Origin of the sequence: Aerophototrophica crusticola (assembly GCF_012913305.1) — a bacterium.
In the GTDB taxonomy this organism is placed as follows: Bacteria; Pseudomonadota; Alphaproteobacteria; order Azospirillales; family Azospirillaceae; genus Niveispirillum; species Niveispirillum crusticola.
The window spans coordinates 2,168,225-2,194,171 of the sequence record NZ_CP051775.1 but is presented as its reverse complement, the minus strand read 5'-3'; the positions used below and the strand labels follow the sequence as shown (position 1 = coordinate 2,194,171).

27 protein-coding genes are annotated in these 25,947 nt (G+C 70.0%); 21 read left to right on the top strand and 6 right to left on the bottom strand.

The annotated features are described in order from the left end of the window. Positions 1-208: 208 nt before the first annotated feature. The 7 genes from HHL28_RS10710 (at position 209) to HHL28_RS10680 (ending at position 8,280) form a co-directional block, all read left to right on the top strand. The gene (locus HHL28_RS10710) at positions 209-1,495 is read left to right on the top strand and encodes a TIGR04295 family B12-binding domain-containing radical SAM protein (RefSeq protein WP_075768452.1); all 1,287 of its coding nucleotides are present in this window, start codon (positions 209-211) and stop codon (positions 1,493-1,495) included. Beyond that, positions 1,488-2,603 carry a glycosyltransferase family 4 protein gene (locus HHL28_RS10705; protein ID WP_075769115.1) on the top strand — a complete coding sequence of 372 codons (1,116 nt, stop codon included), beginning with the start codon at positions 1,488-1,490 and terminating at the stop codon, positions 2,601-2,603. The genes HHL28_RS10710 and HHL28_RS10705 overlap by 8 nt, the downstream gene beginning before the upstream one ends. Before the next feature lie 16 nt (positions 2,604-2,619). After that, the gene (locus tag HHL28_RS10700) at positions 2,620-3,744 is read left to right on the top strand and encodes a CgeB family protein (RefSeq protein WP_075768453.1); all 1,125 of its coding nucleotides are present in this window, start codon (positions 2,620-2,622) and stop codon (positions 3,742-3,744) included. Positions 3,745-3,746: 2 nt separating this feature from the next. Next, a complete protein-coding gene (locus HHL28_RS10695) occupies positions 3,747-4,850 on the top strand; it encodes a CgeB family protein (RefSeq protein WP_075768454.1) in 1,104 nt (367 codons plus the stop codon). After that, positions 4,847-5,977 carry a CgeB family protein gene (locus HHL28_RS10690; RefSeq protein WP_075768455.1) on the top strand — a complete coding sequence of 377 codons (1,131 nt, stop codon included), beginning with the start codon at positions 4,847-4,849 and terminating at the stop codon, positions 5,975-5,977. The genes HHL28_RS10695 and HHL28_RS10690 overlap by 4 nt, the downstream gene beginning before the upstream one ends. Positions 5,978-6,058: 81 nt before the next feature. Next, positions 6,059-6,739 (top strand): fused DSP-PTPase phosphatase/NAD kinase-like protein, encoded by a 681-nt coding sequence (locus HHL28_RS10685; protein ID WP_075768456.1) that lies wholly within the window; start codon positions 6,059-6,061, stop codon positions 6,737-6,739. 80 nt (positions 6,740-6,819) lie between these two features. Continuing rightward, entirely contained in the window at positions 6,820-8,280 is a 1,461-nt protein-coding gene (locus tag HHL28_RS10680; RefSeq protein ID WP_075768457.1) for a dynamin family protein, read from the top strand. Positions 8,281-8,611: 331 nt separating this feature from the next. On the opposite strand, the gene HHL28_RS10675 is transcribed toward HHL28_RS10680, so the two are convergent. From HHL28_RS10675 to HHL28_RS10665, 3 genes are all read right to left on the bottom strand, one after another. Next, a complete protein-coding gene (locus HHL28_RS10675; RefSeq protein ID WP_075768458.1) occupies positions 8,612-8,962 on the bottom strand; it encodes a type II toxin-antitoxin system HicB family antitoxin in 351 nt (116 codons plus the stop codon). Then, positions 8,959-9,192: a type II toxin-antitoxin system HicA family toxin gene (locus HHL28_RS10670; RefSeq protein WP_404325545.1), complete on the bottom strand. Its 234-nt coding sequence runs from the start codon at positions 9,190-9,192 to the stop codon at positions 8,959-8,961. Before HHL28_RS10670 ends, HHL28_RS10675 begins: the two co-directional genes overlap by 4 nt. Before the next feature lie 104 nt (positions 9,193-9,296). Continuing rightward, positions 9,297-10,187 (bottom strand): alpha/beta hydrolase, encoded by an 891-nt coding sequence (locus HHL28_RS10665; RefSeq protein WP_169655110.1) that lies wholly within the window; start codon positions 10,185-10,187, stop codon positions 9,297-9,299. Positions 10,188-10,463: 276 nt separating this feature from the next. Between HHL28_RS10665 and blaOXA the strand changes: the two genes are divergently transcribed. Beyond that, positions 10,464-11,261, top strand: a complete 798-nt coding sequence (gene blaOXA / locus HHL28_RS10660) for a class D beta-lactamase (protein ID WP_075768461.1) — start codon at positions 10,464-10,466, stop codon at positions 11,259-11,261. Between the two features lie 392 nt (positions 11,262-11,653). Here the strand turns inward: blaOXA and fliG are convergent, their stop codons facing one another. Continuing rightward, positions 11,654-12,676: a flagellar motor switch protein FliG gene (gene fliG, locus HHL28_RS10655; protein WP_075768462.1), complete on the bottom strand. Its 1,023-nt coding sequence runs from the start codon at positions 12,674-12,676 to the stop codon at positions 11,654-11,656. 284 nt (positions 12,677-12,960) lie between these two features. Between fliG and HHL28_RS10650 the strand changes: the two genes are divergently transcribed. Genes HHL28_RS10650 through HHL28_RS10630 form a run of 5 tightly spaced genes read left to right on the top strand, consistent with a single transcriptional unit; the run spans position 12,961 to position 17,971 of the window. After that, positions 12,961-13,317, top strand: coding sequence for a hypothetical protein (locus HHL28_RS10650; RefSeq protein WP_169654469.1), 357 nt, complete (start codon positions 12,961-12,963; stop codon positions 13,315-13,317). A 25-nt stretch (positions 13,318-13,342) separates the two neighbouring features. Continuing rightward, complete coding sequence (locus tag HHL28_RS10645; protein WP_075768464.1) at positions 13,343-14,500, top strand: molybdopterin molybdotransferase MoeA; 1,158 nt, start codon at positions 13,343-13,345, stop codon at positions 14,498-14,500. Continuing rightward, positions 14,487-16,457, top strand: a complete 1,971-nt coding sequence (locus HHL28_RS10640) for a molybdopterin biosynthesis protein (RefSeq protein ID WP_075768465.1) — start codon at positions 14,487-14,489, stop codon at positions 16,455-16,457. Before HHL28_RS10645 ends, HHL28_RS10640 begins: the two co-directional genes overlap by 14 nt. After that, a complete protein-coding gene (locus tag HHL28_RS10635) occupies positions 16,454-16,660 on the top strand; it encodes a DUF6494 family protein (protein WP_075768466.1) in 207 nt (68 codons plus the stop codon). The genes HHL28_RS10640 and HHL28_RS10635 overlap by 4 nt, the downstream gene beginning before the upstream one ends. A gap of 6 nt (positions 16,661-16,666) precedes the next feature. Beyond that, complete coding sequence (locus tag HHL28_RS10630; RefSeq protein WP_083698690.1) at positions 16,667-17,971, top strand: c-type cytochrome; 1,305 nt, start codon at positions 16,667-16,669, stop codon at positions 17,969-17,971. A 74-nt stretch (positions 17,972-18,045) separates the two neighbouring features. Here the strand turns inward: HHL28_RS10630 and HHL28_RS10625 are convergent, their stop codons facing one another. Together HHL28_RS10625 and HHL28_RS18595 are read right to left on the bottom strand one after the other, a co-directional pair. Then, a complete protein-coding gene (locus HHL28_RS10625) occupies positions 18,046-19,494 on the bottom strand; it encodes a 4Fe-4S binding protein (RefSeq protein WP_404325541.1) in 1,449 nt (482 codons plus the stop codon). A 2-nt stretch (positions 19,495-19,496) separates the two neighbouring features. After that, positions 19,497-20,060 carry a hypothetical protein gene (locus tag HHL28_RS18595; protein WP_404325539.1) on the bottom strand — a complete coding sequence of 188 codons (564 nt, stop codon included), beginning with the start codon at positions 20,058-20,060 and terminating at the stop codon, positions 19,497-19,499. Between the two features lie 131 nt (positions 20,061-20,191). Here HHL28_RS18595 and HHL28_RS10620 point away from each other — a divergent pair, with 131 nt between their 5' ends. The 8 genes from HHL28_RS10620 (at position 20,192) to HHL28_RS10585 (ending at position 25,931) form a co-directional block, all read left to right on the top strand. Continuing rightward, positions 20,192-20,920 (top strand): biotin/lipoate--protein ligase family protein, encoded by a 729-nt coding sequence (locus tag HHL28_RS10620; RefSeq protein ID WP_083698691.1) that lies wholly within the window; start codon positions 20,192-20,194, stop codon positions 20,918-20,920. 64 nt (positions 20,921-20,984) lie between these two features. Further along, positions 20,985-21,944, top strand: coding sequence for a hypothetical protein (locus HHL28_RS10615; RefSeq protein ID WP_075768468.1), 960 nt, complete (start codon positions 20,985-20,987; stop codon positions 21,942-21,944). Positions 21,945-22,015: 71 nt separating this feature from the next. Further along, positions 22,016-22,534, top strand: coding sequence for a DUF6505 family protein (locus HHL28_RS10610; protein ID WP_075768469.1), 519 nt, complete (start codon positions 22,016-22,018; stop codon positions 22,532-22,534). Beyond that, positions 22,531-23,553 carry a DUF6352 family protein gene (locus tag HHL28_RS10605; RefSeq protein WP_075768470.1) on the top strand — a complete coding sequence of 341 codons (1,023 nt, stop codon included), beginning with the start codon at positions 22,531-22,533 and terminating at the stop codon, positions 23,551-23,553. Before HHL28_RS10610 ends, HHL28_RS10605 begins: the two co-directional genes overlap by 4 nt. Then, a complete protein-coding gene (locus HHL28_RS10600) occupies positions 23,550-24,077 on the top strand; it encodes a DUF3305 domain-containing protein (protein WP_075768471.1) in 528 nt (175 codons plus the stop codon). Before HHL28_RS10605 ends, HHL28_RS10600 begins: the two co-directional genes overlap by 4 nt. Next, positions 24,070-24,708 carry a DUF3306 domain-containing protein gene (locus HHL28_RS10595; RefSeq protein WP_075768472.1) on the top strand — a complete coding sequence of 213 codons (639 nt, stop codon included), beginning with the start codon at positions 24,070-24,072 and terminating at the stop codon, positions 24,706-24,708. The genes HHL28_RS10600 and HHL28_RS10595 overlap by 8 nt, the downstream gene beginning before the upstream one ends. A 256-nt stretch (positions 24,709-24,964) precedes the next feature. Beyond that, entirely contained in the window at positions 24,965-25,588 is a 624-nt protein-coding gene (locus HHL28_RS10590) for a TorD/DmsD family molecular chaperone (protein ID WP_075768473.1), read from the top strand. 130 nt (positions 25,589-25,718) lie between these two features. Beyond that, the gene (locus tag HHL28_RS10585) at positions 25,719-25,931 is read left to right on the top strand and encodes a hypothetical protein (protein ID WP_075768474.1); all 213 of its coding nucleotides are present in this window, start codon (positions 25,719-25,721) and stop codon (positions 25,929-25,931) included. The last annotated feature ends 16 nt before the right edge of the window (positions 25,932-25,947 follow it).

Here is a 25,947-nt window from a genome sequence, read left to right as displayed (position 1 = left end):
CCACCGCGTCCCCTCCCCCTGAGGGGGAGGGACAGGGAGAGGGGTTAGATGGTCTCCGGTCAGGGAACCTGCGGCCAGGGTCCTGCTGTCCTGGTCGCACCACCCCTCTCCCTGTCCCTCTCCCCCTGGGAGAGGGGACGCGACGACGCCGTTCGGCCCTCCAAACCCCCGATACGGCCGCCTTTCACCACCCCGACGGAGCCCCCTGATGCGCGTCGCCCTGGTGAACCCGAGCTGGAGCTTCGGCGGCTCCATCTATTTCGGCTGCCGTGAGCCGCACCTGCCGCTGGAGTTTGGCTATGCCAAGGTCCTGCTGGAGCGGAAAGGCCATGTGGCGGAGATCTTCGATGCCCAGCTCCTGGACCTCTCGCCGGACGGGTTGAGGGACGCGGTGGCGGCCTTCGCCCCGGACATGACCGTGGTCACCACGGCCCCCAGCTACCTGTTCTGGCGCTGCTGTCCGCCGGAGCTGCGGGTGCCGCAGGAAACCGTCGCCCTGCTGCGGCCAGTGACCAGGGGTGCCATGGTCGGCGTGGGCCCCCACGCCTCCACCACCCCCCGCGCGGCCCTCGCCAAGATGGGCACGGACGTGGTGGTGATGGGGGAGTGCGAGGAGATCATCGCCCGCTTGGCCGACGAGCCGTGGGAGCAGATCCCCGCCCTCTGCTACGCCCGCGACGGCGAGGTGCGCGTGCAGGGCGGCCCCTACGCCAGCACCTTCACCGACCTGCCGGCCCTGGAATGGCCGGACGAATGGGTGGCCCGCCACCACCACCACCACCACCGCTTCGACGCCCCGCCCAAGGGCCCAGGGGCGGAGGTGGAGGCCAGCCGCGGCTGCCCCTACAAATGCACCTTCTGCGCCAAGGAAAACTTCCGCGACAAGTACCGTCGCCGCCCGGTGCCGGTGCTGATGCAGGAGATCGACCGCCTCATCGCCCAGGGGGTCGAGTACCTCTACTTCATCGATGAGATCTTCCTGCCCAACAAGGAACTGCTGGAGGCGCTGGTCACGCGGCCCGTGACCTTTGGCGTGCAGACCCGCATCGACCTTTGGAAGCCCGACATGATCGAGCTGCTCGGCCGGGCCGGCTGTGTCTCCATCGAGGCGGGGGTGGAAAGCCTGACGGAGGAGGGGCGGCAACTCCTCGACAAGAACTGCCGCATGTCCACGGATGAGCTTACCGAACGGCTGATCCTGGCCAAACGCCATGTGCCCTTCGTCCAGGCCAACCTGATCGAGGCCGGGACGGACGACCCCGAATACGTCACCGCCTGGCGCGACAGGCTCCGCGCCCACGGCGTTTGGGCCAATGAGCCCGTGCCCCTGTTCCCCTACCCTGGCAGCCCTGACTACCGGAAGCTCTGGGGGCTGCCGGACGACAAGGCCTGGGAACGGGCGCTGGACTGGTACCTGGATCGGCATGGTCGGTTTTCCGACATCCAGGATGACCGGCCCCGGCGCCTGCACGAACTGGAGGCGGCGCATGGCTGAATTCGCGGGGCGACCCCTGCGGCGCGTGTTGATGACGGCGGATTGCCTAGGCGGCATCTGGGACTATTCCCTGACCCTGGCAAAGGCCCTGTCGGAACGGGGGGTGAAGGTCTATTTGGCCGTGCTCGGCGGCCCCCTGGCCGACGACCAACGGTCGGCAGCCTCCAGCATCTTCGGCCTGTCGCTGGTGGAGAGCGAGTGGAAGCTGGAATGGATGCCGGACTGCGGCGACCATGTGGTCCGCTCCGGCGAATGGCTGTTGGACCTGGAGCGGACCCTCGACCCCGACATCGTCCATGTGAACGGCTATGCCCACGCCGCCCTGCCGTTCAAGGCGCCGGTGGTCTGCGTCGCCCATTCCTGCGTCCCCTCCTGGTACGCCGCCGTCTGGGGTGAGGAGCCGCCGGAGGAGTATGACTCCTACCGCGCCCGCACCCGGGCCGGCTTGGCCGCGGCGCAGATGGTCATCGCCCCCAGCCGGGCCATGGCGGCCCAACTCGCCTTCCACCATGGCCTGGGCACCCCCGCCCATGTCATCCCCAACGGCCGCGACCCGCAAGATTTCGCGGCCGGGCCGAAGGACGACCTGATCCTCTCCGTCGGCCGGGTCTGGGACGAAGCGAAGAACATCGCGGCCCTCGATGCCATCGCCCCCACCCTGGGCAGCCCGGTGGCGGTGGCCGGCACTTGCGTCCACCCGGACGGGCAGGAGCGCCGGCCCCAGAACATCGCCGTCCTGGGCCGCCTGCCCACGGCGGAGCTGCGCGACTGGTACGCCCGTGCCGCCGTTTTCTGCCTGCCCGTGCGGTACGAGCCCTTCGGCCTCGCGGCGCTGGAGGCGGCCCTGTCCGGCTGCGCCCTGGTCCTGGGCGACATTCCCAGCCAGCGGGAGATCTGGGGTGAGGCGGCCGTCTATGTCAGGCCTGATGACCACGAGGGCCTGCGCCGCGCCCTCAACAGCCTGATGGCCGACCCCGCCCGCCGGGCCGACCTGGCCCAGCGCGCCCGCATCCGCGCCCGCCGCTACACGGTGGCGGCTATGGCCGGGGCCTACCTGGACGCCTACGCCGCCCTGCTGGGCCAGACCCGCCGCTTGGCCGCCGAATAGGGACCTGACGGAAACCATGCGCTTCGTCCTGTTCGTCCACTCGTTGCTGTCCGATTGGAATCACGGCAACGCCCACTTCCTGCGCGGCATCACGGCGGAGCTGCTGGCCCGCGGCCACGACGTCCGCGCGTTCGAGCCCGCCGGCGGCTGGAGCAAGGCCAACCTGCTGGACGGCCACGGCCAAGCCGCCTGGGACGACATCGCCAGTGCCTTCCCCGGCCTGTCGTCCACCGAATACGACCTGGACAGCCTGGACCTGGACGCCGCCCTGGACGGGGCGGACGTGGTCATCGTCCATGAATGGAACGACCCCGCCCTGGTGGCCCGCTTGGGGCAGCGACGGGCGGCGGGCGGCCGGTTCCGCCTGCTGTTCCACGACACCCACCACCGCAGCGTCACCGCCCCGGCGGAGATGTCCCGCTACGACCTCTCCGCCTATGACGGCGTGCTGGCCTTCGGGGAGGCGGTGCGCCAGCGCTACCTGCGCGAAGGCTGGGCGAACCGCGCCTGGACCTGGCATGAGGCCGCCGACACCCGTCATTTCAGGCCGATGCCGGAGATGGCAAAGACCGGCGACCTGGTCTGGGTCGGCAACTGGGGTGACGATGAGCGCACGGCGGAGCTGCACGAATACCTGCTCGGCCCCGTCAAGGCCCTGGGCCTGTCGGCAGACGTCCATGGCGTGCGCTACCCGGACGAGGGGCGCCTAGCGCTGGCCGCAAGCGGCATCAAGTACCGGGGCTGGCTGCCCAACCACCGGGCGCCGGAAGTCTTCGCCCGCTACCGGCTGACCGTCCACGTCCCCCGCCGCCCCTATGTGGAGGCGCTGCCCGGCATCCCCACCATCCGCGTGTTCGAGGCCCTGGCCTGCGGCATCCCCCTCGTCTCCGCCCCGTGGCAGGACGCCGAAGGCTTGTTCCGGGTCGGCAAGGACCTCCGCATGGTCCGTTCCGGCAAGGAAATGACCGCCGCCCTCAAGGAACTGCTCAACGATCCCGCCGCCGCCGCGGAGCAGGCGCGGTGCGGCCTTGAGACCATCCGCAGCCGCCACACCTGCGCCCACCGGGTGGATGAGCTGCTGGCCGTCTGTGCCGAGCTGGCGGCGCCCGGCTCCTTCCTCGCCCTGGCGGAGGTGCAGTGACCATGGGCCTCTCCATCTCCTTCTACGGCTCCAGCCTCGTCTCCGCCTATTGGAACGGGGCCGCCACCTATTATCGCGGGATCGTCAAGAACCTGGCCCGCCGCGGGCACAAGGTCACCTTCTTCGAGCCCGACGCCTATGACCGGCAGAAGCACCGGGACATGGCCGACCCCGACTGGGCCAAGGTGGTGGTGTATGAGGCGACGCCCGACGGCATGTCCCGCGCCGTGGAGCAGGGCCGCAACGCCGACGTGGTGGTGAAGGCCAGCGGCGTCGGTGTCTTCGACGCGGAGCTGGAAGCCGCCGTGCTCTCCAGCCGCCGCGCCGACGCCCTCGCCATCTTCTGGGACGTGGACGCGCCGGCGACGCTGGACCGGATGCGCAACGACCCGCTGGACAGCTTCCGCCCCCTGGTCCCCGCCTATGACGCGGTCTTCACCTATGGCGGGGGCCAGCCGGTGGTGGACGCCTACGCCGCCTTCGGCGCCCGGCTCTGCGTCCCCGTCTACAACGCCGTGGACCCGGACACCCACCACCCCGTGCCGCCCGACCCCCGCTTCCAGGCGGATTTGGGCTTCGTCGGCAACCGCCTTCCGGACCGGGAGAAGCGGGTGGAGGAGTTCTTCCTGAAGGCCGCCAGCCTCGCACCCGGCCGCCAGTTCCTGTTGGGCGGGGCCGGTTGGGGCGACAAGCCCATGCCCGGCAACGTGCGCTACCACGGCCACGTCTACACGGCCGACCACAACGCCTTCAACCGCTCCTGCCTGGCTGTCCTGAACGTCAACCGGGACAGTATGGCCAGCTACGGCTTCTCCCCGCCCACCCGGGTGTTCGAGGCGGCGGGGGCCGGCGCCTGCCTGGTCACCGACCGGTGGGAGGGGATCGAGCTGTTCCTGGACCCCGGCGCGGAGGTGCTGGTGGCCGACGACGGCGCCGCCGTGGCCGCCCACCTCGAAGCCCTCACCCCCGACAAGGCACGCGGCATCGGGGAGGCAGCGCGCAAACGTGTCCTCTCCGCCCACACCTATGCCCACCGGGCCGCCCAGGTGGAAGCGCTGCTGGCCGGCGCCGACCTGCGGCCCTCCTCGCTGAGGCTGTCGGCATGACCAGCGGCATCCACATCGTCATCCTCGGCCTGTCCATCACCTCAAGCTGGGGCAACGGCCACGCCACCACCTACCGCGGGCTGGTGCGGGAACTGGCGGCCCGCGGACACCGGGTCACCTTCCTGGAGCGGGACGTGCCCTGGTACCGGGACAACCGGGATTGCAAGGCGCCGGAGGGCTGCGAGACCATCCTCTACGCCACGCTGGAGGAGCTGTACGACAGCCACGCCGCCCTGGTGCGCGACGCGGACGCGGTGATCGTCGGTTCCTACGTCCCCGACGGCATCGCCGTGGGCGACTGGGTGCAGGCCACGGCCAAGGGCCTGCCCGCCTTCTACGACATCGACACGCCGGTGACCCTGGCGGCCCTGGCGGGGCAGGGGACCGGCTACCTGGCCGCCCGGCAGATTTCCGGCTACGGCCTCTACCTCTCCTTCACCGGCGGCCCGACCTTGCGGAAGCTGGAGCGGACCTACGGCTCCCCCATGGCCCGCGCCCTCTACTGCTCCGCCGACCCCACCGTGCACGGGCCGGAGCCGGCGGAGGCCGAATGGGCCCTCGGCTATTTGGGCACCTACAGCCCCGACCGCCAGCCGGTGCTGGACAGGCTGCTGGTCCAGGCCGCCCACGCCTTGCCGGACCAACGCTTCGTCGTGGCCGGCCCCCAATACCCCGCAGACATCGCCTGGCCCGACAACGTGGAGCGGATCGAACACCTGCCGCCGGGGGAGCATCGCCGTTTCTACAACGCCCAATCCCTCACTCTGAACGTCACCCGGGCGGACATGGTGCGGGCCGGCTGGTCCCCCAGCGTGCGCCTGTTCGAGGCCGCGTGCTGCGGCACGCCCATCATCTCCGATCCCTGGGACGGGTTGGACAGCCTGTTCCGCCCGGGCCGGGAAATCCTGGTGGCCCGCGACACCGCGGACGTGGTCAACGCCCTGCGCGACATGACGCCGGAGGCCATCAAGGCCCTTGGCCACCGTGCCCGCACCCGCGTCCTGGCCGCCCACACCGCCGCCCACCGCGCCGCTGAGCTGGAGAGCTACCTGGCGGAGGCGATGGCCCGCCGCCGCGCCGCCCCGGCCCGCGCCCCCCGGCAGACGGTGGCGACGGCCCGCGCCTGACAGCCATCCCCGCTTTCCCCCTCGCCCCCGGCGCGCCGCTCGCCTATATGGGCGGGGGATTTCGGGGTGTGCGGGACGACGATGCACAAGGACGCGGCCAAGGCCCTGGTGGTGGAAACGAAGCGGGCCCTGTTCGGCCGCTACGTGAACAGCCTGTTCAAGGACCATGCCTTCATCCGCATGGCCTATAAGAACATGTTCCAGATCTCGCCCAAGATGTGGCGCTCCAGCCAGCCGACGCCGGCCCACGTGGCCGCCGCGGCGAAGATGGGCATCAAGACCATCATCAACCTGCGCGGCCGGCGGGACGATTGCGGCAGCTACTACCTGGAAAAGCGCGCGTGTGAGAAGTACGGCATCACCCTGGTGGACTTCCCGGTCAACAGCCGCGACGCGCCCAAGAAGGAAAAGATGCTGGAGGCGCGGGAGATCTGGTCCCGCATCGAATACCCGGCCCTGATGCACTGCAAGGCCGGCTCCGACCGTGTCGGCTTCATGTCCGCCCTCTACCTCTATGTCCATGAGGGCGTGCCGATTGAGCAGGCGGTGAAGCAGCTCCATTGGCGCTTCGGCCACCTGAAGCAGGCCAAGACCGGCATCCTGGACCATTTCTGGGAAACCTACCGGGCCCATGACAAGGCCACCCCCACCGAGTTCTTCGAGTGGGTGGAGAAGCATTACGACCCCGTCGCCTTCAAGGCCGGGTTCATGGCGCAATGGTGGGCCAATGTCCTGACCGACCGGATCATCCGTCGGGAATAGCACTTTACCCATCTTCTTCGGCACATCGGGGCGGATGGTGCGTTAGTCCGGGTGACAACCAGAAGCCGGGACCCGCCGCCATGCCCAATGCCGCCGACCAGCGCCTGAAGAACCTGCGTGTCCACCTGTCCGCGGAGAACCCGGACCTGGTACCGTTGGTCGATGCCTATTCCCGCATGGATGCCATCCTCCGCCGCATGCGCCTGATCGGGAAGGAGGAGACGCTGACCAACCGCATCGGCTGGTGGCCGGTGGTCTCGGCGGTGGGCCTCTTCTCCTCCGGCAAGTCCACCCTGATCAACGATTTGCTGGGCCAGAACGTGCAACGCACCGGCAACCAGGCGGTGGACGACAAGTTCACCGTGCTCTGCCACGGCACCGAGCTGCGGGAGCTGCCGGGCACGGCGCTGGACGCCGACGCCCGCTTCCCCTTCCACGCCATGGGCGACGAGATCGAGCGCGTCGCCCCGGGGGAAGGCAAGATGGTGGACCGTTACATGTCGCTGAAGACGGTGCCCAGCGACCGTCTGCGCGGCCTGATCATCGTGGACAGTCCCGGCTTCGACAGCGACAAGTACCGCGACGCGACCCTGCGCCTGATCGACCACATCCTGGACCTGTCGGACCTGACCCTGGTCCTGTTCGATGCCCGCAAGCCGGAACCGGGCGTCATGCGCGATACGCTGGACAAGCTGGTGGCCCGGGTGAAGGACCGGTCCGACGCCGACAAGTTCATGTTCATCCTGAACCAGATCGACGCCACCAGCCGCGAGGACAACCTGGAAGAGGTGGTGGGCGCTTGGCAGCGGGCCATGGCCAGCGTCGGCATCGCCGGTGGCCGCTTCTATGCCGTCTATAGCGAGAAGGCGGCGGACGGCATGGCCGTGCAGCCCCGCCTGCGGGAAATCCGCAACCGCGACATGCAGGACATCACCCGCCGCATCCAGGAGGTGCCCAGCATCCGCGGCTACCGCGTCGCCAACGGGCTGGAGGCGGTGACCAAGGACATCCGCGAGGAAGCGGTGCCCATGCTGACCCGCGCCGTGAAGCGCTGGCGCTCCGTCGTCAACGGGGTGACCCTGGCGGCCCTGGTGGCGGCCGCGGCGCTCGCCATCGTGCTCTGGGCCTGGTCGGCCATACCGGTGGACCTGCTGTTCGAAAGCCCCTGGCCGTCCCTCGTCATCCTGCTGCTGTTGCTGGGCGTGCTGCTGGCCCGCCATTTCACTGGCCGCTTCATGGCCCGGCGCATCGCCCGCGACCTGCCGGTCAGCCTGGGCGGCTTCGGCCTCAGCGTCCGCAACGCCTTCCTGGCCGCCACCCGCTTCAGCCTGTTCCGCCGCGGCCCCATCGGCTGGTCCCGCCGCACGGACAAGAAGCTGGACCGCATCCACGACATCGTCGCCGCCGAGATCCGCAAGCTGAACGACCGCTTCGCCCGCCCCGGCGCCGGCCCCGTCCGCCCCGGCGAGATCCCCCAACCCGGCATCTCCGTCATCCGCCCCGAGCCGGTCCCGCCGGAGGGCAAGCCGGCTGCGGTGTGATTAGCAGCCATCCCAGCTCGGCCAGATCGGCACGGCATCCAGTCAGGAAACCTGCAAGGCACTTGACGTCATCCCGGGCCTGACCCGGGACCCTCGGGAAAGCCGTCATGCCAATGGCGCGGCAGCGGGCCAGCGGAGAGGCCATAGAGCTTCCGGTGCCCTGCATCGACCGAACCCGAGGGCCCTGGATCGGCGCGCCTGCGGCGCTTGTCCGGGGCGACATCCAGTACCCCGCATAGCGGTGACTCACCCCCCATACAACCACGTCATCCCACGAGCTGGTCCCGCCGGAGAGCAAGCTGGCGGCGGCCTGAGCGACGAGGTTGGCCGGTCAGCCCGCGCGCTCCTCGCTGTCGAGGTACCGGCGCAGCGCGTCGCTGACGACGGTGTTCAGGTTCATGCCTTGGCGCTGGGCATAGAGCATGGCGCGCCGGTGCAGGTCGCGTCCGGGCCGGACGTTGAAACTGCCCTTCAGCGGCACGTCGGGCTTCCGTCCCTCCGCCGCGCAAAGCTCGAGGTAGTCGTCCACGGCCTCATGAAATGCCGCCTTCAGGCCCTTGGCGTCCGCCCCCTCATAGGTCACCAGGTCACGGATGAACTCCAGCCGGCCATGCAGGACCTCATCCTCGTCGCTGTACTCGACCGAGCCGAGATATCCCTTGTATTCCAGCAGCGTGCTCATATCAGGCCTTCCTCGGTCAGCACCCGCACGACGTCCTCGATGACATAGGATTTGACGATGTTGCCGGGGTGCGGCTTGTGCAAGGCGATGGTCGGGGCGGTCGCGTGGATGAAACGTCGTCGGGACCCGCCCGTCTTGCCGGTGGCTGCCTCCCTGTAACCCAGCCCTTCGAGCAGCCTGACCAGCTCGTCCCAGGTGAAATCCTTCGGCTTGCCCTTGAGCCGGGCCACCAGCTTGTCCCGCCGAGTCACGTCAGCCTACCGCTACGGTCACTGCACCAGTATGGGCTGCCCGCCCCCGGCTTGCAACCAGATACAGTCGCACAGATCTCGCCTCACCCCCCGTACAACCACGTCATCCCATGCACGAACCCCACCGGGAACGTGGTCTCATGGACGGTGCCCTCGATCACGTCGGCGCGGACCTTGAGGCCCGGGTACTTCCGGGAGCCCAGCCGCCGCGCCATCGCTCCTTGCGCACCCACCATGTCGTTGGTCTTGTTATAGCGGGGGTCCTTGGCGCCGGGCTTCACCGTCTCGAACCCGCCGGTCGCCATATAGATACGGGCCTTCAGGTCCTTGTGTCTGGCGGCATGGGCGGCCTCCAGCGCGTGCAGCGCCTCGTCGGCGTACCAGAAGGACGGGCTGGTCAGGATGTAGCTCTCGAAATGCCCCGGCTCGGTGAATGCTACCCACAGGCCGAACAGCCCGCCGAAGGACTGGCCCACCAGGGTGCGGCGCGCCGGGTCGGCCCGGTACTGGCGTTCCACCAGCGGGATCGCCTCCTTGGTGATGAAGTCCAGATAGGCCCGCGCCCCGCCGGTGGGGGAGGGCAGGGAGGGGTTGGGCCAGGGCGTCAGGTCCCGCCGGCGGGACACCATGCCGTCCTCCCCTTGCGCATAGGACAGGCCCACCAGGATCACGTGCTCCAGCTTGCCCGCGTTGTGCGGCAGCCGGGTGACACCGGACGCCACCTGGAACGTGTAGTCCCCGTCCGTCAGGTACAGCACGGGATAGCGCCGCCCCGCATTGGCCGGGTCGCCATAGCCCGGCGGCAGCTTGACATACAGTTGGTACGTCCGGCCCACCGCCTTGGACACGACCGTATGGACGGCGCTGCGCTCAAGCTGGAAGGGCGGGGCGTCTTGCGCCGGGGTGGGGCGGGTCCCTAGGATCGCCAAGGCGAGGGCGGCGACGACCGCGGCCCGGCGGAGGAAGGTCGGCAAGGCTTGCATACTCTCACGAAGGTTGTGCCCGGCGGTGGTACACGGCGCCCCAAGGCCGGTCAATTAAGGGACCACCGCGGGACCTGGATACTGGACGTTGCCGCCAACGGGGCAGCGATCCGCCCCCAGCCAGACCAACCGCCTCCCCTGCGAAAGCAGGGGCCCACAGTTCTTGTCCCCCCGCCCAACGTCCCCAAAGCTCAAGAACCCTGGACCCCTGCCTTCTCAGGGGAGGCAGGGAAGCTCAAGCGCGGACACTCGATTGCAGCCATCGGCATGCTGCTCGCCCTGCTCCTGCCCTGGCCCGCAGCCGCGTCGGGCAGCCAGCTTGCCTGCTCCCTGCTGGTGGACGCGGCCGACGGCGCGGTGCTGGACCGAAGCGGCCCCGACTGCGACCGGCCCAACAGCCCGGCCTCCACCTTCAAGATCCCCCTGGCCCTGATGGGGTTAGAGTCCGGCCAGCTCCAGGACAGCCACGCCCCAGCCCTGCCCTACAAGCCCGAATACCCGGCTTGGCGCGACGCCTGGAAGACCACCACCGACCCGGCCTACTGGATGAAGGAGTCCGTCGTCTGGTATTCCCAAGAGCTGACCAAACGCCTGGGCATGGACGCCTTCCAGGCCTGGGTGGACAGGCTGGACTATGGCAACCGCGACCTGTCCGGCGACCCCGGCCAGGGCAACGGCCTCACCCGCGCCTGGCTCAGCTCCTCCCTGAGGATCAGCCCCGCGGGGCAGGCCGCCTTCCTCCGCCGCTTGGTCCGCGGCGACCTCCCCGTCTCAGCGGAGACGGTGCGCAAGACGGAGGCCCTGCTGCGCCGCGACGATCTCCCCGGCGGCTGGACCAGCTTCGGCAAGACCGGCGCCGGTTCCCTGCCCGGCCCCGACGGCAAGCCAGATCCCAACCGGCCCTTCGGCTGGTATGTGGGCTGGGCCCGCAAGGGCGACCGCACCCTGGTCTTCGTCCGCCTGGTCAAGGACGACGCGCGCTCCGACACCCCCGCCAGCTTCCGCGCCCGCGACGCCCTGCTGGCTGAACTGCCCGGGCTGTTGGGCAAGGCGGATGCACCCTGACAGAACTGGACAGTATTCCTATAATCTGCGAAGCTTCCATCACGCCCACGTCGGCGTCGGATCTTGGAAAACGTTCATCTCGTCCGCAAATTGGGCGCCCCCTCGATGGCATCCATCGTCCGATGCCTAGCGGCGGAGCCCCCTTAAGGAGACATAAGTCCCAACCCGGTAAAGTTAGTCAACTTAAGGGCAAAAGCCCAACCAAATCAGCCACATATAGCTTTACCGTGGTAAAGTTAAGCGTCACCTTAAGGTAAAGTTAGTCAAGTTAAGGTCGCCTTTGTCAAACACGGCCAAGGCACCGCCAGCCGTAGGTCAGGCTGGAGCGGAGCGGAAGCCCGACAGCAAGACTCTTCGGCAATCCCTGTCGGTCCGGCGCCGACCGACGCCGGTCAATACACCAGCTCGTCCTCGCCCTTGCCGCTGGCGATGACGATCTCGCCGCGGGCGGCCATATCCTTGGTCAGCTGCACCATGTACATCTGCGCCTCGTCCACGTCGCGCAGGCGCACAGGCCCCATGGCGGCCATGTCCTCGCGCATGATCTTGGCGGCGCGTTCGGACATGTTGGTGAAGAACATGTCTTTCAGCGTGTCGCTGGCGCCCTTCAGGGCCACGGACAGCTTCTGCTTGTCCACGTTGCGCAGCAGGGTCTGGATGCCGCTGGGGTCCAGCTTCGCCAGATCCTCGAAGGTGAACATCAGGGCGCGGATGCGCTCGGCGCTGTCGCGGTTGCGCTCCTCCAGGGCGGCGATGAAGCGGCTCTCGGTGTTGCGGTCCAGGCTGTTGAAGATCTCCGCCATCATCTCGTGGGCGTCGCGGCGGTTGGTGCGGGCCAGGTTGGACATGAACTCGGTCCGCAGGGTCCGCTCGATGTCGTCGATGACCTCCTTCTGCACCGCTTCCATGCGCAGCATGCGCATGATGACCTCCATGGCGAAGCTCTCGGGCAGTAATTGCAGCACGCGGCCGGCATGGTCGCCCTTGATCTTGGACATGATCACGGCGACGGTCTGCGGGTATTCGTTCTTCAGATAGTTGGCCAGCACCTGCTCGTTCACGTTGGTCAGCTTGTCCCACATGGTTCGGCCGGCGGGACCACGGATTTCCTCCATGATCTGGTCGACCTTGTCCTTGGGCAGGACCTTGGTCAGCAGCCGCTCCGTGCTGTCGAACGAACCGACCAGCGAGCCGGTGGAGCTGATCTGCTCCGCGAACTCCACGAACAGCCGCTCCACCAGGTTGGAGCTGACCGAGCCCAGGTTCGCCATGGTCTGGGACAGTTCCTTGATCTCGTCGTCGCCCATCAGGGCGAACAGCTTCGACGCGATCTCCTCACCCAGCGCCAGCATGAGGATGGCGGCCTTCTCCGGCCCGGTCAGGCCGCGATAATCCTCACGAACGCGCATCGCCATGGCGGCAACTCCCGGGGTGCTCAGTCGGTCAAGACAGGGGCGATCAAGGCATGGGACAGGCGGACCCGTTCGGAGTCCGGAAGGAATCTAGCACGTCCGGTCGGATAGGTGAATCCCACCCGTGACACTTTCGCGCCCGCCCCATCACCCGTCAGGATGGACCGGACGTGGTTGCCGGCCGGTTAAGGAAGGGGTTCGAGCGGCCTTGCAAGCGGCAAGCCGTTGCGGCCATGATCCTGGCGGCGGCCCCCGCCTGCCCAAGACCTGCCCGGAGGAATTCCCCCATGCGTGCAATGGTTTCCGTGAAGCTGCCGGCCCTCCTCGGGACGCTCGCCCTGCTGGCCGCCGGCCCCGCCCTGGCCCAGGCCGCCAAGCCAGCCGCCCCCGCCCCGGCCGCGGCCCCTGCGGCCCCGCCCAAGGATGTGGGCCCGGCGGACATCAAGAAGGCCGTCACCTGCCAGAGCCTGGTCACCCAGTTCGATGACCGCCTGACCGCCTCGAAGGCCGCCGACGACGTGAAGGCAAAGGCCCGCGACCTCCGCGCCGCCGGCAACAAGGCCTGCAACGCCAAGGACTATGACGCCGGCATGGAGCAGGTCCGCCAGGCCCTGAACACCATCGAGGTGAAGCCGATGCTGTGAGGGCCGTCGGCGGGCGGATGACGCCATGATGCACCGCCCGTTGACCCTGGCGGAGGCGCAAGCCCGGCTCGACTCCCTGGCTCGGCCACCGGTGGCGGAGGCGGTGCCGCTGGCCGCCGCTGTGGGCCGGGTCCTGGCCGCGAACCTCCACGCCCCCGGCCCGCTGCCCCCTGCCGACCGGGCCTTGGTGGACGGCTGGGCCCTGCGCGCCGACGACACGGTGGGCGCCAGCGCCTACAGCCCCCTTTTCGCGCAAGCTCTGGCAGTGGGGGCGGCGGTCCTCCCCGGCACCGCCGCCCCCCTCTCCGCCGGCGACCCCCTGCCGCCGGGTGCGGACGCGGTCCTGCCCCTGCATCTGGTGCAGGAAGCGGGCGGGATGCTGGAACTGCTGGGCCCCGTCGCCCCCGGCCAACATGTGGAACGGGCCGGCCAGGACTGCGCCGCCGGCTCGGTGCTCATCCCCGGCGGCCGCCGTCTCCGGTCCATGGATACGGCCTTGGCCGCCGCGATGGGCCTGGACAGGTTGCAAGCCACCCGGCAGCCCCGCATCCGGCTGGTCCCCATCGGGCGTGGGGGCGGGGTGGACTTGGCTGGCCGCCTCTACCCCGACCTCATCACCCGGGACGGCGGGGTGGCGGACCCGGTGGCTGACCGCGCTGCCGACCCGCGCCAAGCCCTCACCGCGCCGGGCGCCGACCTGATCCTCCTGGTGGGCGGCACCAGCCCCGGCGCGCCCAGGGGGGCGGTGCTGCTGCGGGAACTGGGCCGCCTGGACTGGCACGGCCTGGCCCTCGACCCGGGGGAGGCCGCGGGGGCCGGTCTCGTCGGCGACACCCCGGCCATCCTGCTGCCCGGCGGCCCCGCGGCCGGTTGGTCGGCCTATGAGATGCTGGCCGGCCGGTTGATCCGCCGCCTTGCCGGCCTGCCCCCGGGCCTGCCGCACCCGGTCATGCCGGTGCCCCTGGCGGTGAAGCTGGTGGGGGAAGTGGGGGCGACGCGGCTGGTCCCGGTCAGGCTGTCGCCGCAAGGGGCAGTACCCTTGCCGCCTTGCCCCGGGTTGGCGCAGCTTGTCCGGGCGGATGGGTTCGTGCTGGTCCCGCCTCACGTGGAGGGCTGGCCTGCCGGGACCGAAGTGGCCGTCCGCCTGTTCGATTGTTTTGGGACCCGTGATGCCGACCACTGACCCGCCCTTCCTGCGCCGCGTCGCCAGCCAGGACCAGTTCCTGGAAGTGGTCCCGCGGGAAGAGGCCAACCGCCGCTTCCACGCCCACCTGACCCTCGCCCCCTTGCCAGCGGAGCATGTCCCCCTGTCCGCCGACCTCCTGGGCCGGGTGCTGGCGGCGGACGTGGTGGCGCCCCTGGACGTGCCCCAGTTCGACCGCTCGGGCGTGGATGGTTTCGCGGTCCGCGCCACGGACACGTCAGGCGCCACCGACCACAGCCCTGTCACCCTGCGCCTGAACGGGGAGGTGCTGGCCTGTGGCGTCGCCCCGGTTCAGGAGGTGCTGCCCGGCACCGCCACGGTCATCGCCACCGGCGGCATGGTCCCCCGCGGCGCCGACGCGGTGGTGATGGTGGAGCACACGGACTATCGGGAGGGGCCGGACGGCACCCCCCTGGTGGACATCCGCAAACCCGCTTCCCCCGGCAGCTTCGTCGCTTTCGCCGGCAGCGACATCGGGCGGGGTGAGGTGGTGCTCCGCCGCGGCACGGTGCTGACCAGCCGGGAGCTGGGCGTCCTCGCCGCCCTGGGCCTGACCCGGGTGGGCGTCGTCCGCCGGCCCCGGGTCGCCATCCTGTCCACCGGGGATGAGCTGCTGGCACCGGGGGAGCCCATGCGCCCCGGCGCCGTCTATGACAGCAACGCCGCCATCCTGGCCGCCGCGGTGGCGGAGGCGGGCGGGGAGCCGGTCCCCCTCGGCATCGCCCGCGACCGGGAAACCGAGATCGCGGCGAAGGTGGAACAGGGCCTGGAAGCCGACATGCTGGTCCTGTCCGGCGGCACGTCGAAGGGCGCCGGCGACATCAGCTACCGTATCATCGGCGGGCTGGGGGAACCGGGGATCGTCGTCCATGGCGTGGCGATCAAGCCGGGCAAGCCGGTGGCCCTGGGCGTCGTCCGGGGCAAGCCGGTGGTCCTGCTGCCGGGCTTCCCCACCTCCGCCATCTTCACCTTCCATGAGTTCGTGGCCCCCGTCATCCGCGCCCTCGCCGGGCTGAAGCCAGCCGCTGCCGACACGGTCCAGGCCACCCTGCCGGTGCGCGCCCTGTCGGAGCGGGGGCGGGCCGAGTATGTGATGGTGTCGCTGGTGGACACCCCCGCCGGCCTCGCCGCCTACCCCACGGCCAAGGGCTCCGGCGCCGTCACCAGCTTCGCCCAGGCGGACGGCTTCTTCTGCGTGCCCCAGGGGGTGGAGGCGGTGGAGGCGGGTACGCGGGTTACCGTCCAGCGCATCGGCCGCGACCTGGAACCGGCGTCCCTGTCCATCATCGGCAGCCACTGCGTCGGGCTGGACCTGCTGGTGGGGGAACTGGCGGGGCAGGGGATCGGGGTGAAGCTGCTGAACGTGGGCAGCATGGGCGGCCTCGCCGCCGCCCGGCGGGGGGAGTGCGACATCGCCCCCATCCACCTGATGGACCCCAGGACCGGCACCTACAATACCCCCTTCCTGGCCGAAGGCCTTACCCTGGCCCGCGGCTATGGCCGGCGGCAGGGGATCGTCTTCCGCAAAGGCGACGGGCGGTTCGAGGGTAGGGCGGCGGCGGAGGCGCTGGCCGCCGCCCTGGCGGACCCGGACTGCCGCATGGTCAACCGCAACGCCGGCGCCGGCACCCGCATCCTGCTGGATCGGCTGCTGGCCGGGGCGAAGCCGCCGGGCTATTGGGCGCAGGCCAAGTCCCACAATGCCGTGGCCGCCGCGGTGGCGCAGGGGCGGGCGGACTGGGGCATGGCCATTGACACGGTGGCGGAACCTTACGGGCTGGGCTTCCTTCCCGTGCAGCCGGAACGATATGATTTCGCGATCCCCGCCGACCGGCTGGACCGGCCGTCGGTGCGGCGCTTCCTTGACCTGTTGGCGAACGCGTCCGTGCGCCGACGCCTGACGGAACTCGGCTTCGACCTGACGGAGGATGCATGAACGACGATGTCTTCAACATGGAGCTGCGCAAGTTCCTGAAGCAGGTGGGCGTCACCAGCCAGCGTGCCATCGAGCAGGCGGTGCAGAAGGCCCTCGCCGATGGCAAGCTGACGGGCACGGAGGTGCTCCAGGCCAAGGTGGTGCTGACCTTGGAGCCCCTCGGCGCCATCCATGAGGTCACCGACAGCATCGCCCTGGAGTAGTCGCCCGTGCGGTCCCTGATGGTCGGCCTGCTCGCCGCCGCGCTGGGTGCCGGCGCGGCGTGGGGGGAGTTCGTGGGCCATGGCGGCCCTGTGAAAGGCCTCGCCGTCTCCGCCGACGGGGCGGAGATGGTGAGCACCAGCTTCGACTATTCCACCATCCGCTGGAGCCTGCGGGACGGCTCGGCCCTGTCGGTCCTCTACGGCCATGATGCGGCGGTGAACGCGGTGGCCTGGCTGCCGGGAGGCAAGGGCTTCGTCACCGGCAGCGATGACGGCAGCCTGGCCATCTGGACCGCCGGGGCGGAGAAACCTTCCGCCCGCCTCAACGGCCATGCCGGGCGGGTCTCCGCGGTGGCCGTGTCGCCTGACGGAAAGCTGGCGGCCTCCGCGGCCTGGGACCGCACGGTGCGGCTCTGGGATCTCACGACAGGCAAGCCCCTGCGCACGCTGGAAGGGCACAAGGACAACGTCAACGCCGTGGCATTCACGCCCGATGGCGCCACGCTGGCCAGCGCCGGCTATGACGGGGCCCTGAAGCTCTGGCGGGTAGCCGACGGCACGCCCTTGCGGGACGTGGTGCCCGGCGGCGCCCCCATCAACGGCCTCGCCCTCTCCCCCGACGGGACCCGGGCCGCCACCGCCGGGGCGGACGGCAAGGTGCGGGTCTGGGAACTGGGGGCGGAAAAGCCGGCGCTTCCCCTGGCGACCCTGGCCCCGGTGCCCCTGCTGTCCGTGGCTTGGGGCGCGGACGGAAGGACCATCGCCGCCGCCGGGATCGACGGGGCCGCCACCGTCTGGCGCCTGCCGGACGCGGCGGTGCTGTACCGGCTGGGCGGCGACCGCGGCCCGATCTGGAGCCTGGCCTTCACCCCCGACAGCCGCACCCTGCTGGCCGGGGGTAATGACCGGATGATCCGGCAATGGTCACTGGAGACGGGCCGCGAACTGGATGCCCCCACCCCCGTCCGCACTGTCGCCGCTGACGTGCAGCCGGGCGGCGACCCGGTGGGGGAGCGGCTGTGGAAGCGGTGTTCCGCCTGCCACACCCTCACCCCGGATGGCGGCCACCGGGCCGGGCCCACCCTTTATGGCGTCATGGGCCGCAAGATCGGCACGGCCCCCGGCTATCCCTATTCGGACGCCCTGAAGAACGGCAGCATCGTCTGGGATGAGGCGACCATCTCCGACCTGTTCGACCGCGGCCCCGACAAGGTCACCCCCGGCACCAAGATGCCCGTCCAGACCATCCCCAATGCGCAAGAACGCGCCGCCCTGGTCGCCTACATCCGGCGGGCGACTTCAGCGCCGTAGGTCGGATTGGCGAAGCGTAATCCGACGCGGGCGGCACAGGCCGTCGGATTACGCGGCTCCGCCGCTAATCCGACCTACTCGTAATCCTCCGCCGTCCGCGGCCGCGGGCGTGCCGGTCCCGCATAGGGGTCCAGGGTGTGGCTGGCCTGGGCGACGACGCGGCAGTCGGCGCACATGCGGATGCGGTCGATGGGGTTGGCGCCCAGGGCCGCCGCGCCGCCGGCGTACATCCAGTGCTGGCCCTGGAGCTTGGCGACGATGCGCTCCACCGTGCTCTTGGTGCCGAAGGCCTTGCCGCAGGTGATGCAGTGGGCGGGTTCCTCCTCCTTCACCACGCGGGGGGTGCGGGCGGCATCGGTGAAGTCCAGGCGGGGGACGAGGCTGATCACCTTTTCCGGGCAGGTGTTCTTGCACAGGCCGCACTGGACGCAGGCATCCTCCGTAAAGGAAAGCTGCGGCTTCTCCGGGTTGTCCGACAGGGCGCCGGTGGGGCAGACCTGCACGCAGGCAAGGCACAGGGTGCAGCCATCGACATTGATGTCCAGCCCGCCGAACACGGCCCCTGGCGTCAGCGGCAGCACGGGCACGGGGGCCGGGGCGGCCGCGTGCATCTGGCGGAGCGACAGCTTCATCAGGGCGCGCTTGTCGCCCATGGGCAAGAAGCTCTTGGCGGCCACGCCCGGCCGGCGGGTAAGCCCGGCCAGCAGGAAGGCCAGTTCGTCCGGGTCGTCGGCCTCCAGCAGGCCGCAGCGGCCGGAACCGTAGCCCAGGCCGCTGGCCACCGTCTCCGCCAGCCCCAACACATGGGCCAGGGCCGCCCGGTCGGACCGGCTGCGCTTGGCCGTCACCACCCGGACCTCCGCGGCACCATAGGCCAGGGCGCTGGCGAAGAACTCGATACCCAACTGGGTGACCTCATTCACCGCCACGGGCAGCACCCGGGCCGGAAGCCCATCGCCCACCCTGGCCAGCAGGTCCAGCAGGGGCAGGCCATGTTCCCCCTCATGCACCAGCAGCACGGCATCCTTGCCACCGGCCTGGTGGTAGGTGGACAGCAGCACCCGCAGCCGCTCCAGGATGGCGTCCGCCGGGGGCAGGGCATAGCTGGCCGCCCCGGTGGGGCAGACGGCGTGGCAGGAACCGCAGCCGGCGCAGACGAAGGGATCCAGGGCCACATGGTCGCCGTTCGGCGTGATGGCGCCGGTGGGGCAGACCTCCAGGCAACGGGTGCAACCGGTGCGCCGGTTGCGGCTGTGGGCGCACAGGTCGGCGCGGTAGTCCACGTAGCGGGGCTTGTCGAACTCCCCCACCAGGTCCGCCGCCTTGAACAGCAGGGCCTGCACGGCCGCTGGGCTGTTCGGGTCGGCGCGCAAATAGCCGTCGCGCTTGTGGTCTGCCGGGAACAGGGGCGTGCCGCCGGTCAGGTCGATGATCACGTCGCAGCGGCTGCTGGCGCCGTTGCGGGGAGGGCCGAAGTCAAGATGGCGGCGGCTGGACGGGGCGGGGACGGCATAATCGTCCACCACTAGCTCGAACGCGCCCAGGTAGCCCTTGGCCGCGCGGATGGTGCCCCGCAGGATGGGGAAGTCGGTGGCGCGGGGGGAACCACCTCCCCCGGGCGGGACAGCAGCACGGTGACATCCAGCTTGTCCGCCAACTGCCGGGCGGCTTCCACCGCCGTCTCATCCCTGCCATAGACCAGGGCCACGCCCTCAGACTTCAGCCCCACCAGGGGGGTGCCGGGCAGGGGCAGGGTGGCTTCGGCCAGCAGGGCGGCGATCTTGGGTGTGGCGGACCCGACCTCCGCCGACCAGCCGGCCCGTTCGCGGATGTTGACCAGCTGGATCAGGTCGGGGTCGCCGCCGGCTTCCTCCACCGTCTCCTCGAACACCGCCCGCTCCTGGGTGCAGGCGACGAGGATGGGGCCGCCGCCGCTGGCCGCCGCGGCCAGCCGGTCACGCTCCGCCCGGCAGAGTTGGTGGTGGATGCGGGGAGGGGCCGTGCCCAGCGCCTTGCCCAGCGCTGCCGCGTCCAGCGGCATGGTGCCCTCGCAGGAGCAGAGGACCACCGTCCGGCCGTTGACTTCCATGTTCCTGGCGTTCCCTGTCGCGTTCACCTGCGCCGGACTGGTGGGCCGGCCGTTCTTGTCAGGTTTGATTAGAAAACAGATATTCCGCCGACCGGCAATCTAAAGGCCGGGGGCTCAGAGAAGAGGGACCCATGTCCGACGGTCTGGAAGATATGGCAACGCTCAGCGTGCCGCCCCCGTTCCACGCCGTCTGCTCCGGCCCGTCCGACGCCTTCCTGCGCGCCGTGGTGGAAGCGGAGGCGGAGGCCGGCGCCGCCACCCTGGTCTGGTCCAGCCGCCCGGACCTGGTGGACCTGGCTGTGGTGTTCGAGCCGGAGATGCCCCTGCGCCAAGCGCGGCTGGTGGGGCCGGTGCTGATGCTGGCCATGGCAGACGCGCTGGCTGCCCTGGGCCCGCCGCAGAAGGATTGCCGCTTCGCCTGGCCCGGCACCCTGGAGGTGGACGGCGCGGAGGTGGGGTCTGTCTCCGTCACCGCCCCGGCCTTCGCGGAGGAAGAGTCGGTGCCGGAATGGCTTGTCGCCGGCGTGAAGCTGCGCCTGTCCTTCCCGCCCGATGTTTCCGATCCAGGGAAGACCCCGGAGCGCACGGCCCTGTATGAGGAAGGGTTCGGCGACGTCACCGGGGTGGAGATCGTGGAGAGCTTCAGCCGCCACCTGCTGCACTGGACCAACCGCTGGCTGGAAGAGGGCGGGGAGCCGGTGGCCCAGGAATGGCTGGACCACCTTGCGCCCCGGCTGCTGGGTGGGGCGGTGAAGCACGGGCTGGACCCCAGGACAGGCGACCTGCTGCTGTTGGACCCGGGCTCCACCAAACCGCGGCGCATGGACCTGGCGGCGGCGCAGGCCGACCCCCAGGCCTAATGGTCACTACCAGCCCTTCGAATTTTAGGTAATCCTTCCGGTGTAACGACCCGGGAGGATGTGGATGCGTGCCGCTGCCCTTGCGCTGACCCTGTGCTTGGCCCTGGCAGGGGGAGCCGTGGCGACCTCGCCCCCGCCCGGTGGCGGTACATCCCTGTCCTATCCCAAGGCCGGGCTGACCCTGCCGCGGAGCATCGGCGGGCTGCCCATGGTCAGCCAGAAGGACTCCAACGGTGACGGGCTGGACAACGTCATCCGGTACGAGGCGTCCGGCATCTGGGCCACGATCTATCTCTACCGCCCGCCCCTGGCCGACCCCAACCTGCTCGCCCTGGTGCTGGAGAAGATCCTGCGGGAAAAGCATGGCGCCGCCCTGACGGTGCAGGACGACCGGCTGGTGGCCGTGGCCGGCTCCCGCCCGAACGCGCGGCGGGTGGTCTATGCCGGTGTGGATGGCGGCAAGCTCGCCTCTGCCCTGGTGGTGGCGCGGACCGGGGAATGGCTGGTGAAGGTGCGCGTCAGCGGCCCGGCGACCCGGCAGGCGGAGGTGCTGTCCGTCGCCGACGCGGTGCTGCCCGCCATCGGCTGGGGCAAGGCCGGCGGGCCGGACCCGCTGGCCCCGTGGAAGCCGGTCCCCTGCCTGACGGAGCCGACCGGCGCCGCCCCGGCGGAGCTGGAGGTGAAGGGCAAGCTGGCCGACATGGCGAACGGCCTGAATGCCAAGCCCTTCCGCGGCATCGCCTGGCCGGCGGACGGCAAGGGGGTCTGCGTCGACAAGCCGGTCCGGATCGGCGAGGACACCCGCATGGTCCTGCGCGGGCCGGTGGGCGAGGGAGCCTACCACACAAGGTTCCTGATCCTGATGGATGATGCCGGCACCCTGGTCGAGGTCGGGCAGGCCAAGGGGGAAGGCCGCACCCTTGGCGTGGTGCGCCAGCACAACACCACGGGCAGTGCCCTGGTGGGCTGGCTGGAGATGGTGCCCACCCGCCCGCAACTGGAGCCGGTCTTCGGCCTGCAGTGAGCGGCCGTTCGCCGGCGACGCCTTTCCCAGTTCTGTTGCGGGGGAAGCGGAAAATGCCGTAACAATCGGGCATGCCAAAGCTGCCCCGCACCATCCGCCTGGACCCGTCCGACCTGCACGTGTTCGAGCGTGCGGCGGAGCCGGGGGAATGGGCCGTCTCCGGCGCCTTCGTCTTCCTGGCCGGGGACCCGGCCGTCCTGTCCGGCAAGCGGAAACAGGCATTTGCCAGCGGCTTCCTGGGCCTGGGCAGCCTGGGCTGGTCCACCTTCGTCAGCGTCGCCAGCGCCACGGAGGCGGAGGTGGAGGCAGTGGTGCAGCAACTGGCCACCCACCTGGAACAGAGCTTCGGCGCCCCCACCCGGCAGCAGGCCGTGGACGCGGCGCGGACAGAGGTGGACTTCGCCCGGGAACTCTGCGCCGAGCATCCGGTCAACACCCTGCTGGCCATCCGGCGCGAGCTGTCGGAGGACGGCGGCATCCGCGAGGGCTACCGGGTGGTGGAGCCGCCCGGCGGCAAGAGCCACGCCCGCATCTGGGACTTGGTGGCGGACGATATCGGGCCGGATGATGTTGGGGAGACAAGGCATTGAGCCGTGACTTCTGGGTTTCCTCCGGCCACCATCTGCTGGACCGGGCGGACAATGGCGGGCTGTTGGTGACGCCGGACTTCCTGCGCGCCTTCCTGGCCCGGCCGGAAATGGCGCCCATCCCGGAGTCGGGCCCGCGGGAACGGGCGCTGCACCAGGCCCTGCTGGCCGACCCCACCCTGGCCGTGACCCCCGTGGGCATCATCGGGATTGAGGACCGCGACGCGCGGGAGAACTACGAGGTCTGGCTGGGCTTCCGCGACCGGCTGCTGGCCCAGCCGACGCTGGAGGCGGCGTACCTCTCCCTGATGCGCAACGGCGCCCAGCGGGTGCCCCACCTGTTCGTGGACCAGCTCGTCCACCTCATCCTGCGCAACATGCTGGACGGGGAGACGGACCCCCTGCGGCTGCGGGCGGCGGAGCTGCTGTTCCGGCCGCAGCGGGTGACAATCCAGGAAGGCGGCATCCTGCTGGCCGATGAGGAGACGGTGGAGCAGCGCGCCACCACGGGCGGCTTCGGCAGCCTGGGCAATCTGCTGGCGGAGGCTGGGACGGCCCCACGGGTGGTGGATTTGGACGTCATGTCCGCCGACAATGCCGAGCTGTATTGGGACCGTAGCGATCGGTTCGACATGGTGCTGGACATCGCCTTCACCCGCCCGGGCCTGGACGCCCTGGCCCGGGTGCTGGAGCGGTGGGTGGCCCACTTCACCCGGGTCAAGGTCTCCATCCAGCCGGTGCAGACCATCAGCGACCAGCGCTGGGTCTGGCATGTGGGGTTGGACGCGGAGGCGACCCGCATCCTGAACGCCCTATGGAACGGGGAGGAACCGGGGGAGGAGGCGCTGGCCCAGGTGCTGTCCCTGTTCCGCCTGGAGTTCGCCGACCCCGGCGACATGCTGGAGCGGGTGGCGGGGCGGCCGGTCTACCTGGCCCTGGCGATGGGCAAGGACAAGAAGCTGCGCCTCAAGCCACAGAACCTCCTGCTGAACCTGCCGTTCCGCGAGGGAGGGGTGAATTGATCGTCGAACGTCGGCCCGTGGGGGTCGTGGTGGAGCGGCGGCCCTCCAACAACCGGTGGGAGCCGTGGGTCTGGCGGGCCGTCGGGGTGCTGCCCGGCGCGCCGGAGACGCCGCCCTGGACCGTGCTGGGGGAGGCGGGCGGGATTACCACCTATTACGCCGGCACGGCGGAACTGGTGCTCTATGAGAAGGAGACGGAGACCTACAAGCCCAACGTGGAGAGCGAGATGCCGTCGGTCTACATCGTCCTCCGCCGGGCGGAGACGGTGAGCGGGTACGAGCTGCTGCTTGCTACTGTGGATGTGGGCGAGGCGCAGGCCCATGCCGATAGCGGCGATGACCTGTTGGAAGCCGTGCCCATGCCGGACCCGGTCCGGTCCTGGGTGGCCGGCTTCGTGGCGACGCACCATGTGGAGCGGGCTTTCTACAAGCGCAAGCGCGACCGCGCCGACCCGGAGGCGCTGGCCACCGGCCCGCGGCGGGAGCGCCGGGGCCCCCGTGGGCCGGAGGAGCTGGATGACTGACGACGGCAATTTCCTGTCCCGCTGGTCCCGCCTGAAGCGCCGGGTGCGGGAGGAGGAAGCCAAGGCGGTGGAGCCGACGGCCCCGGCTGAGGGAGTCGCGCCAGAGACCGCCGCCGGTACGGAGGAGGCGGAGGGGTTCGACCTGTCCCAACTGCCGTCGCTGGACAGCCTGGGCCCGGGCAGCGACTACGCGGCCTTCCTGCAGAAGGGCGTGCCGTCGGCCCTGCGCGTGGCGGCGCTGCGCAAGCTCTGGGTCACGGACCCGGATATCCTGAACTACAAGACCCTGGCCGACTATGACTGGGACTTCAACGCCCCCGGTTATGGCAAGCTGCTGCCCACCGACCAGGTGAAACAGGCGGTGGACCGCATCCTGGGACACCTGGAAGAACATCTGCCGAAGAAGGCATCCGACGCCCCACAGGCGTCCGCTGAGTCGGCAACCGACAGCGTGGAACCGGCGGAGGTGCAGGGGGAACCCGGCCTTCCCGCGCTTGCTGCCCCCGTGCCGGAGGCCTCCCCCATAATCGCAGCCTCTGATGTTCCCGAGGCGGCAACCCCCACAAGTGACGCGGGCAAAGCGGAAATGCCGATACGTCGCCGGCGCCATGGTGGGGCCATGCCGGTTTGAGACGCGGAACTGCGGGACCGCAGAGTTTCTGAAGTTCACGGCCAATTGCGAATCATTTGCATTTAGTGAGGACTTGCCAAGTCCCATTTGCAGGAATTCCTGCATAGCTATATCATTGCAATGCAATATGTTGATTTCTCAGCGGGACTTGACCGATTGCGCTTGCCGCCAAGTTTTTTCTCCGCATAACATGCCCGCCAGGTGGTCAAGGACCTCATCAGGGCCTGCCGCCTTCCGCAAGAAGGGATTGGGGAGCGTGTCAGGCGTACCGAACGATCGCGCCGGGAGCGGCAGCCAGGGCATCGCCCTGGATGAGGCCGACCTGTTGCGCGCGCGTCTCTGGTCCCTGCTGGGCACCCTGCTGGCCCGCCCGCCGTCGGCGGAGCTGCTTTCCCAACTGTCCGGCCTGTCCGGCGACGCATCGCCCCTGGGCCAAGCCCTGTCCGCCCTGGCCGCCGCGGCCGCGGCGACGGAGGAGAGGCGGGCGGAACGTGAATACCACAACCTGTTCATCGGTGTGGCCCGGGGGGAGCTGGTGCCCTACGCCAGCTTCTACCTGACGGGCTTCCTGAACGAAAAGCCGCTGGCGCGGCTGCGCGGCGACATGGCGGATCTGGGCATCGCCCGCGCCGAGGGCGCCTCCGACCCGGAGGACCATATCGCCAGCATTTCCGAGATGATGGCCGGGCTGATCGCAGGGGACTTCGCGGTCCCGCTCGCCCGGCAGAACCAGTTCTTCACCCGGCATATCGCCCCCTGGGCGGGCCGGTTCTTCTCAGACCTGGAACAGGCGGGGGAGGCAGCCTTCTACCGGCCCTTGGGCACGGTGGGGCGGCTGTTCGTGGAGATCGAGGCGGAGGCCTACCGGCTCGCCGCCTGACAAACGACACCGGGCCGGCTTGCCCCTGCCAAGGGGGTGGGCACCGGCCCGGGGGCGGTTCAGGGAACTTCTTACCCTCCCGCGGGCCATGGGGCCTGCGGGCGGCATGGCATTGGGGAGGGTACGCACCATGGCGTCGGAAAAGTCTGGAAAGGACGCGGTCGGCACCGGCCGCCGCGGGTTCCTGCGCGTGCTGGGCACCACCGCCGCGGGCGCGGCCGTGGCCGTGCCCCTGGTCGCGGCCGGTCCGGCCGAGGCCAAGGAGTCGGAAGCCGACCGGGTCAAGGCCCGGTACAAGGAAACCGACCACGTCAAGACCTACTACCGGACCAACCGGTACTGATCCCCAGGGGAGGCCT

What these genes read in the sequence shown, in the direction of transcription:
- HHL28_RS10640 (WP_075768465.1), top strand. Translation starts at nt 14,487, where the DNA reads ATGCCGACCACTGACCCGCCCTTCCTGCGCCGCGTCGCCAGCCAGGAC.
- blaOXA (WP_075768461.1), top strand. Translation starts at nt 10,464, where the DNA reads ATGCTGCTCGCCCTGCTCCTGCCCTGGCCCGCAGCCGCGTCGGGCAGC.
- HHL28_RS18595 (WP_404325539.1), bottom strand. Translation starts at nt 20,060, where the DNA reads ATGGAAGTCAACGGCCGGACGGTGGTCCTCTGCTCCTGCGAGGGCACC.
- HHL28_RS10645 (WP_075768464.1), top strand. Translation starts at nt 13,343, where the DNA reads ATGATGCACCGCCCGTTGACCCTGGCGGAGGCGCAAGCCCGGCTCGAC.
- fliG (WP_075768462.1), bottom strand. Translation starts at nt 12,676, where the DNA reads ATGGCGATGCGCGTTCGTGAGGATTATCGCGGCCTGACCGGGCCGGAG.
- HHL28_RS10595 (WP_075768472.1), top strand. Translation starts at nt 24,070, where the DNA reads ATGACTGACGACGGCAATTTCCTGTCCCGCTGGTCCCGCCTGAAGCGC.
- HHL28_RS10690 (WP_075768455.1), top strand. Translation starts at nt 4,847, where the DNA reads ATGACCAGCGGCATCCACATCGTCATCCTCGGCCTGTCCATCACCTCA.
- HHL28_RS10635 (WP_075768466.1), top strand. Translation starts at nt 16,454, where the DNA reads ATGAACGACGATGTCTTCAACATGGAGCTGCGCAAGTTCCTGAAGCAG.
- HHL28_RS10585 (WP_075768474.1), top strand. Translation starts at nt 25,719, where the DNA reads ATGGCGTCGGAAAAGTCTGGAAAGGACGCGGTCGGCACCGGCCGCCGC.
- HHL28_RS10695 (WP_075768454.1), top strand. Translation starts at nt 3,747, where the DNA reads ATGGGCCTCTCCATCTCCTTCTACGGCTCCAGCCTCGTCTCCGCCTAT.
- HHL28_RS10620 (WP_083698691.1), top strand. Translation starts at nt 20,192, where the DNA reads ATGTCCGACGGTCTGGAAGATATGGCAACGCTCAGCGTGCCGCCCCCG.
- HHL28_RS10710 (WP_075768452.1), top strand. Translation starts at nt 209, where the DNA reads ATGCGCGTCGCCCTGGTGAACCCGAGCTGGAGCTTCGGCGGCTCCATC.
- HHL28_RS10675 (WP_075768458.1), bottom strand. Translation starts at nt 8,962, where the DNA reads ATGAGCACGCTGCTGGAATACAAGGGATATCTCGGCTCGGTCGAGTAC.
- HHL28_RS10615 (WP_075768468.1), top strand. Translation starts at nt 20,985, where the DNA reads ATGCGTGCCGCTGCCCTTGCGCTGACCCTGTGCTTGGCCCTGGCAGGG.
- HHL28_RS10610 (WP_075768469.1), top strand. Translation starts at nt 22,016, where the DNA reads ATGCCAAAGCTGCCCCGCACCATCCGCCTGGACCCGTCCGACCTGCAC.
- HHL28_RS10680 (WP_075768457.1), top strand. Translation starts at nt 6,820, where the DNA reads ATGCCCAATGCCGCCGACCAGCGCCTGAAGAACCTGCGTGTCCACCTG.
- HHL28_RS10705 (WP_075769115.1), top strand. Translation starts at nt 1,488, where the DNA reads ATGGCTGAATTCGCGGGGCGACCCCTGCGGCGCGTGTTGATGACGGCG.
- HHL28_RS10685 (WP_075768456.1), top strand. Translation starts at nt 6,059, where the DNA reads ATGCACAAGGACGCGGCCAAGGCCCTGGTGGTGGAAACGAAGCGGGCC.
- HHL28_RS10650 (WP_169654469.1), top strand. Translation starts at nt 12,961, where the DNA reads ATGCGTGCAATGGTTTCCGTGAAGCTGCCGGCCCTCCTCGGGACGCTC.
- HHL28_RS10700 (WP_075768453.1), top strand. Translation starts at nt 2,620, where the DNA reads ATGCGCTTCGTCCTGTTCGTCCACTCGTTGCTGTCCGATTGGAATCAC.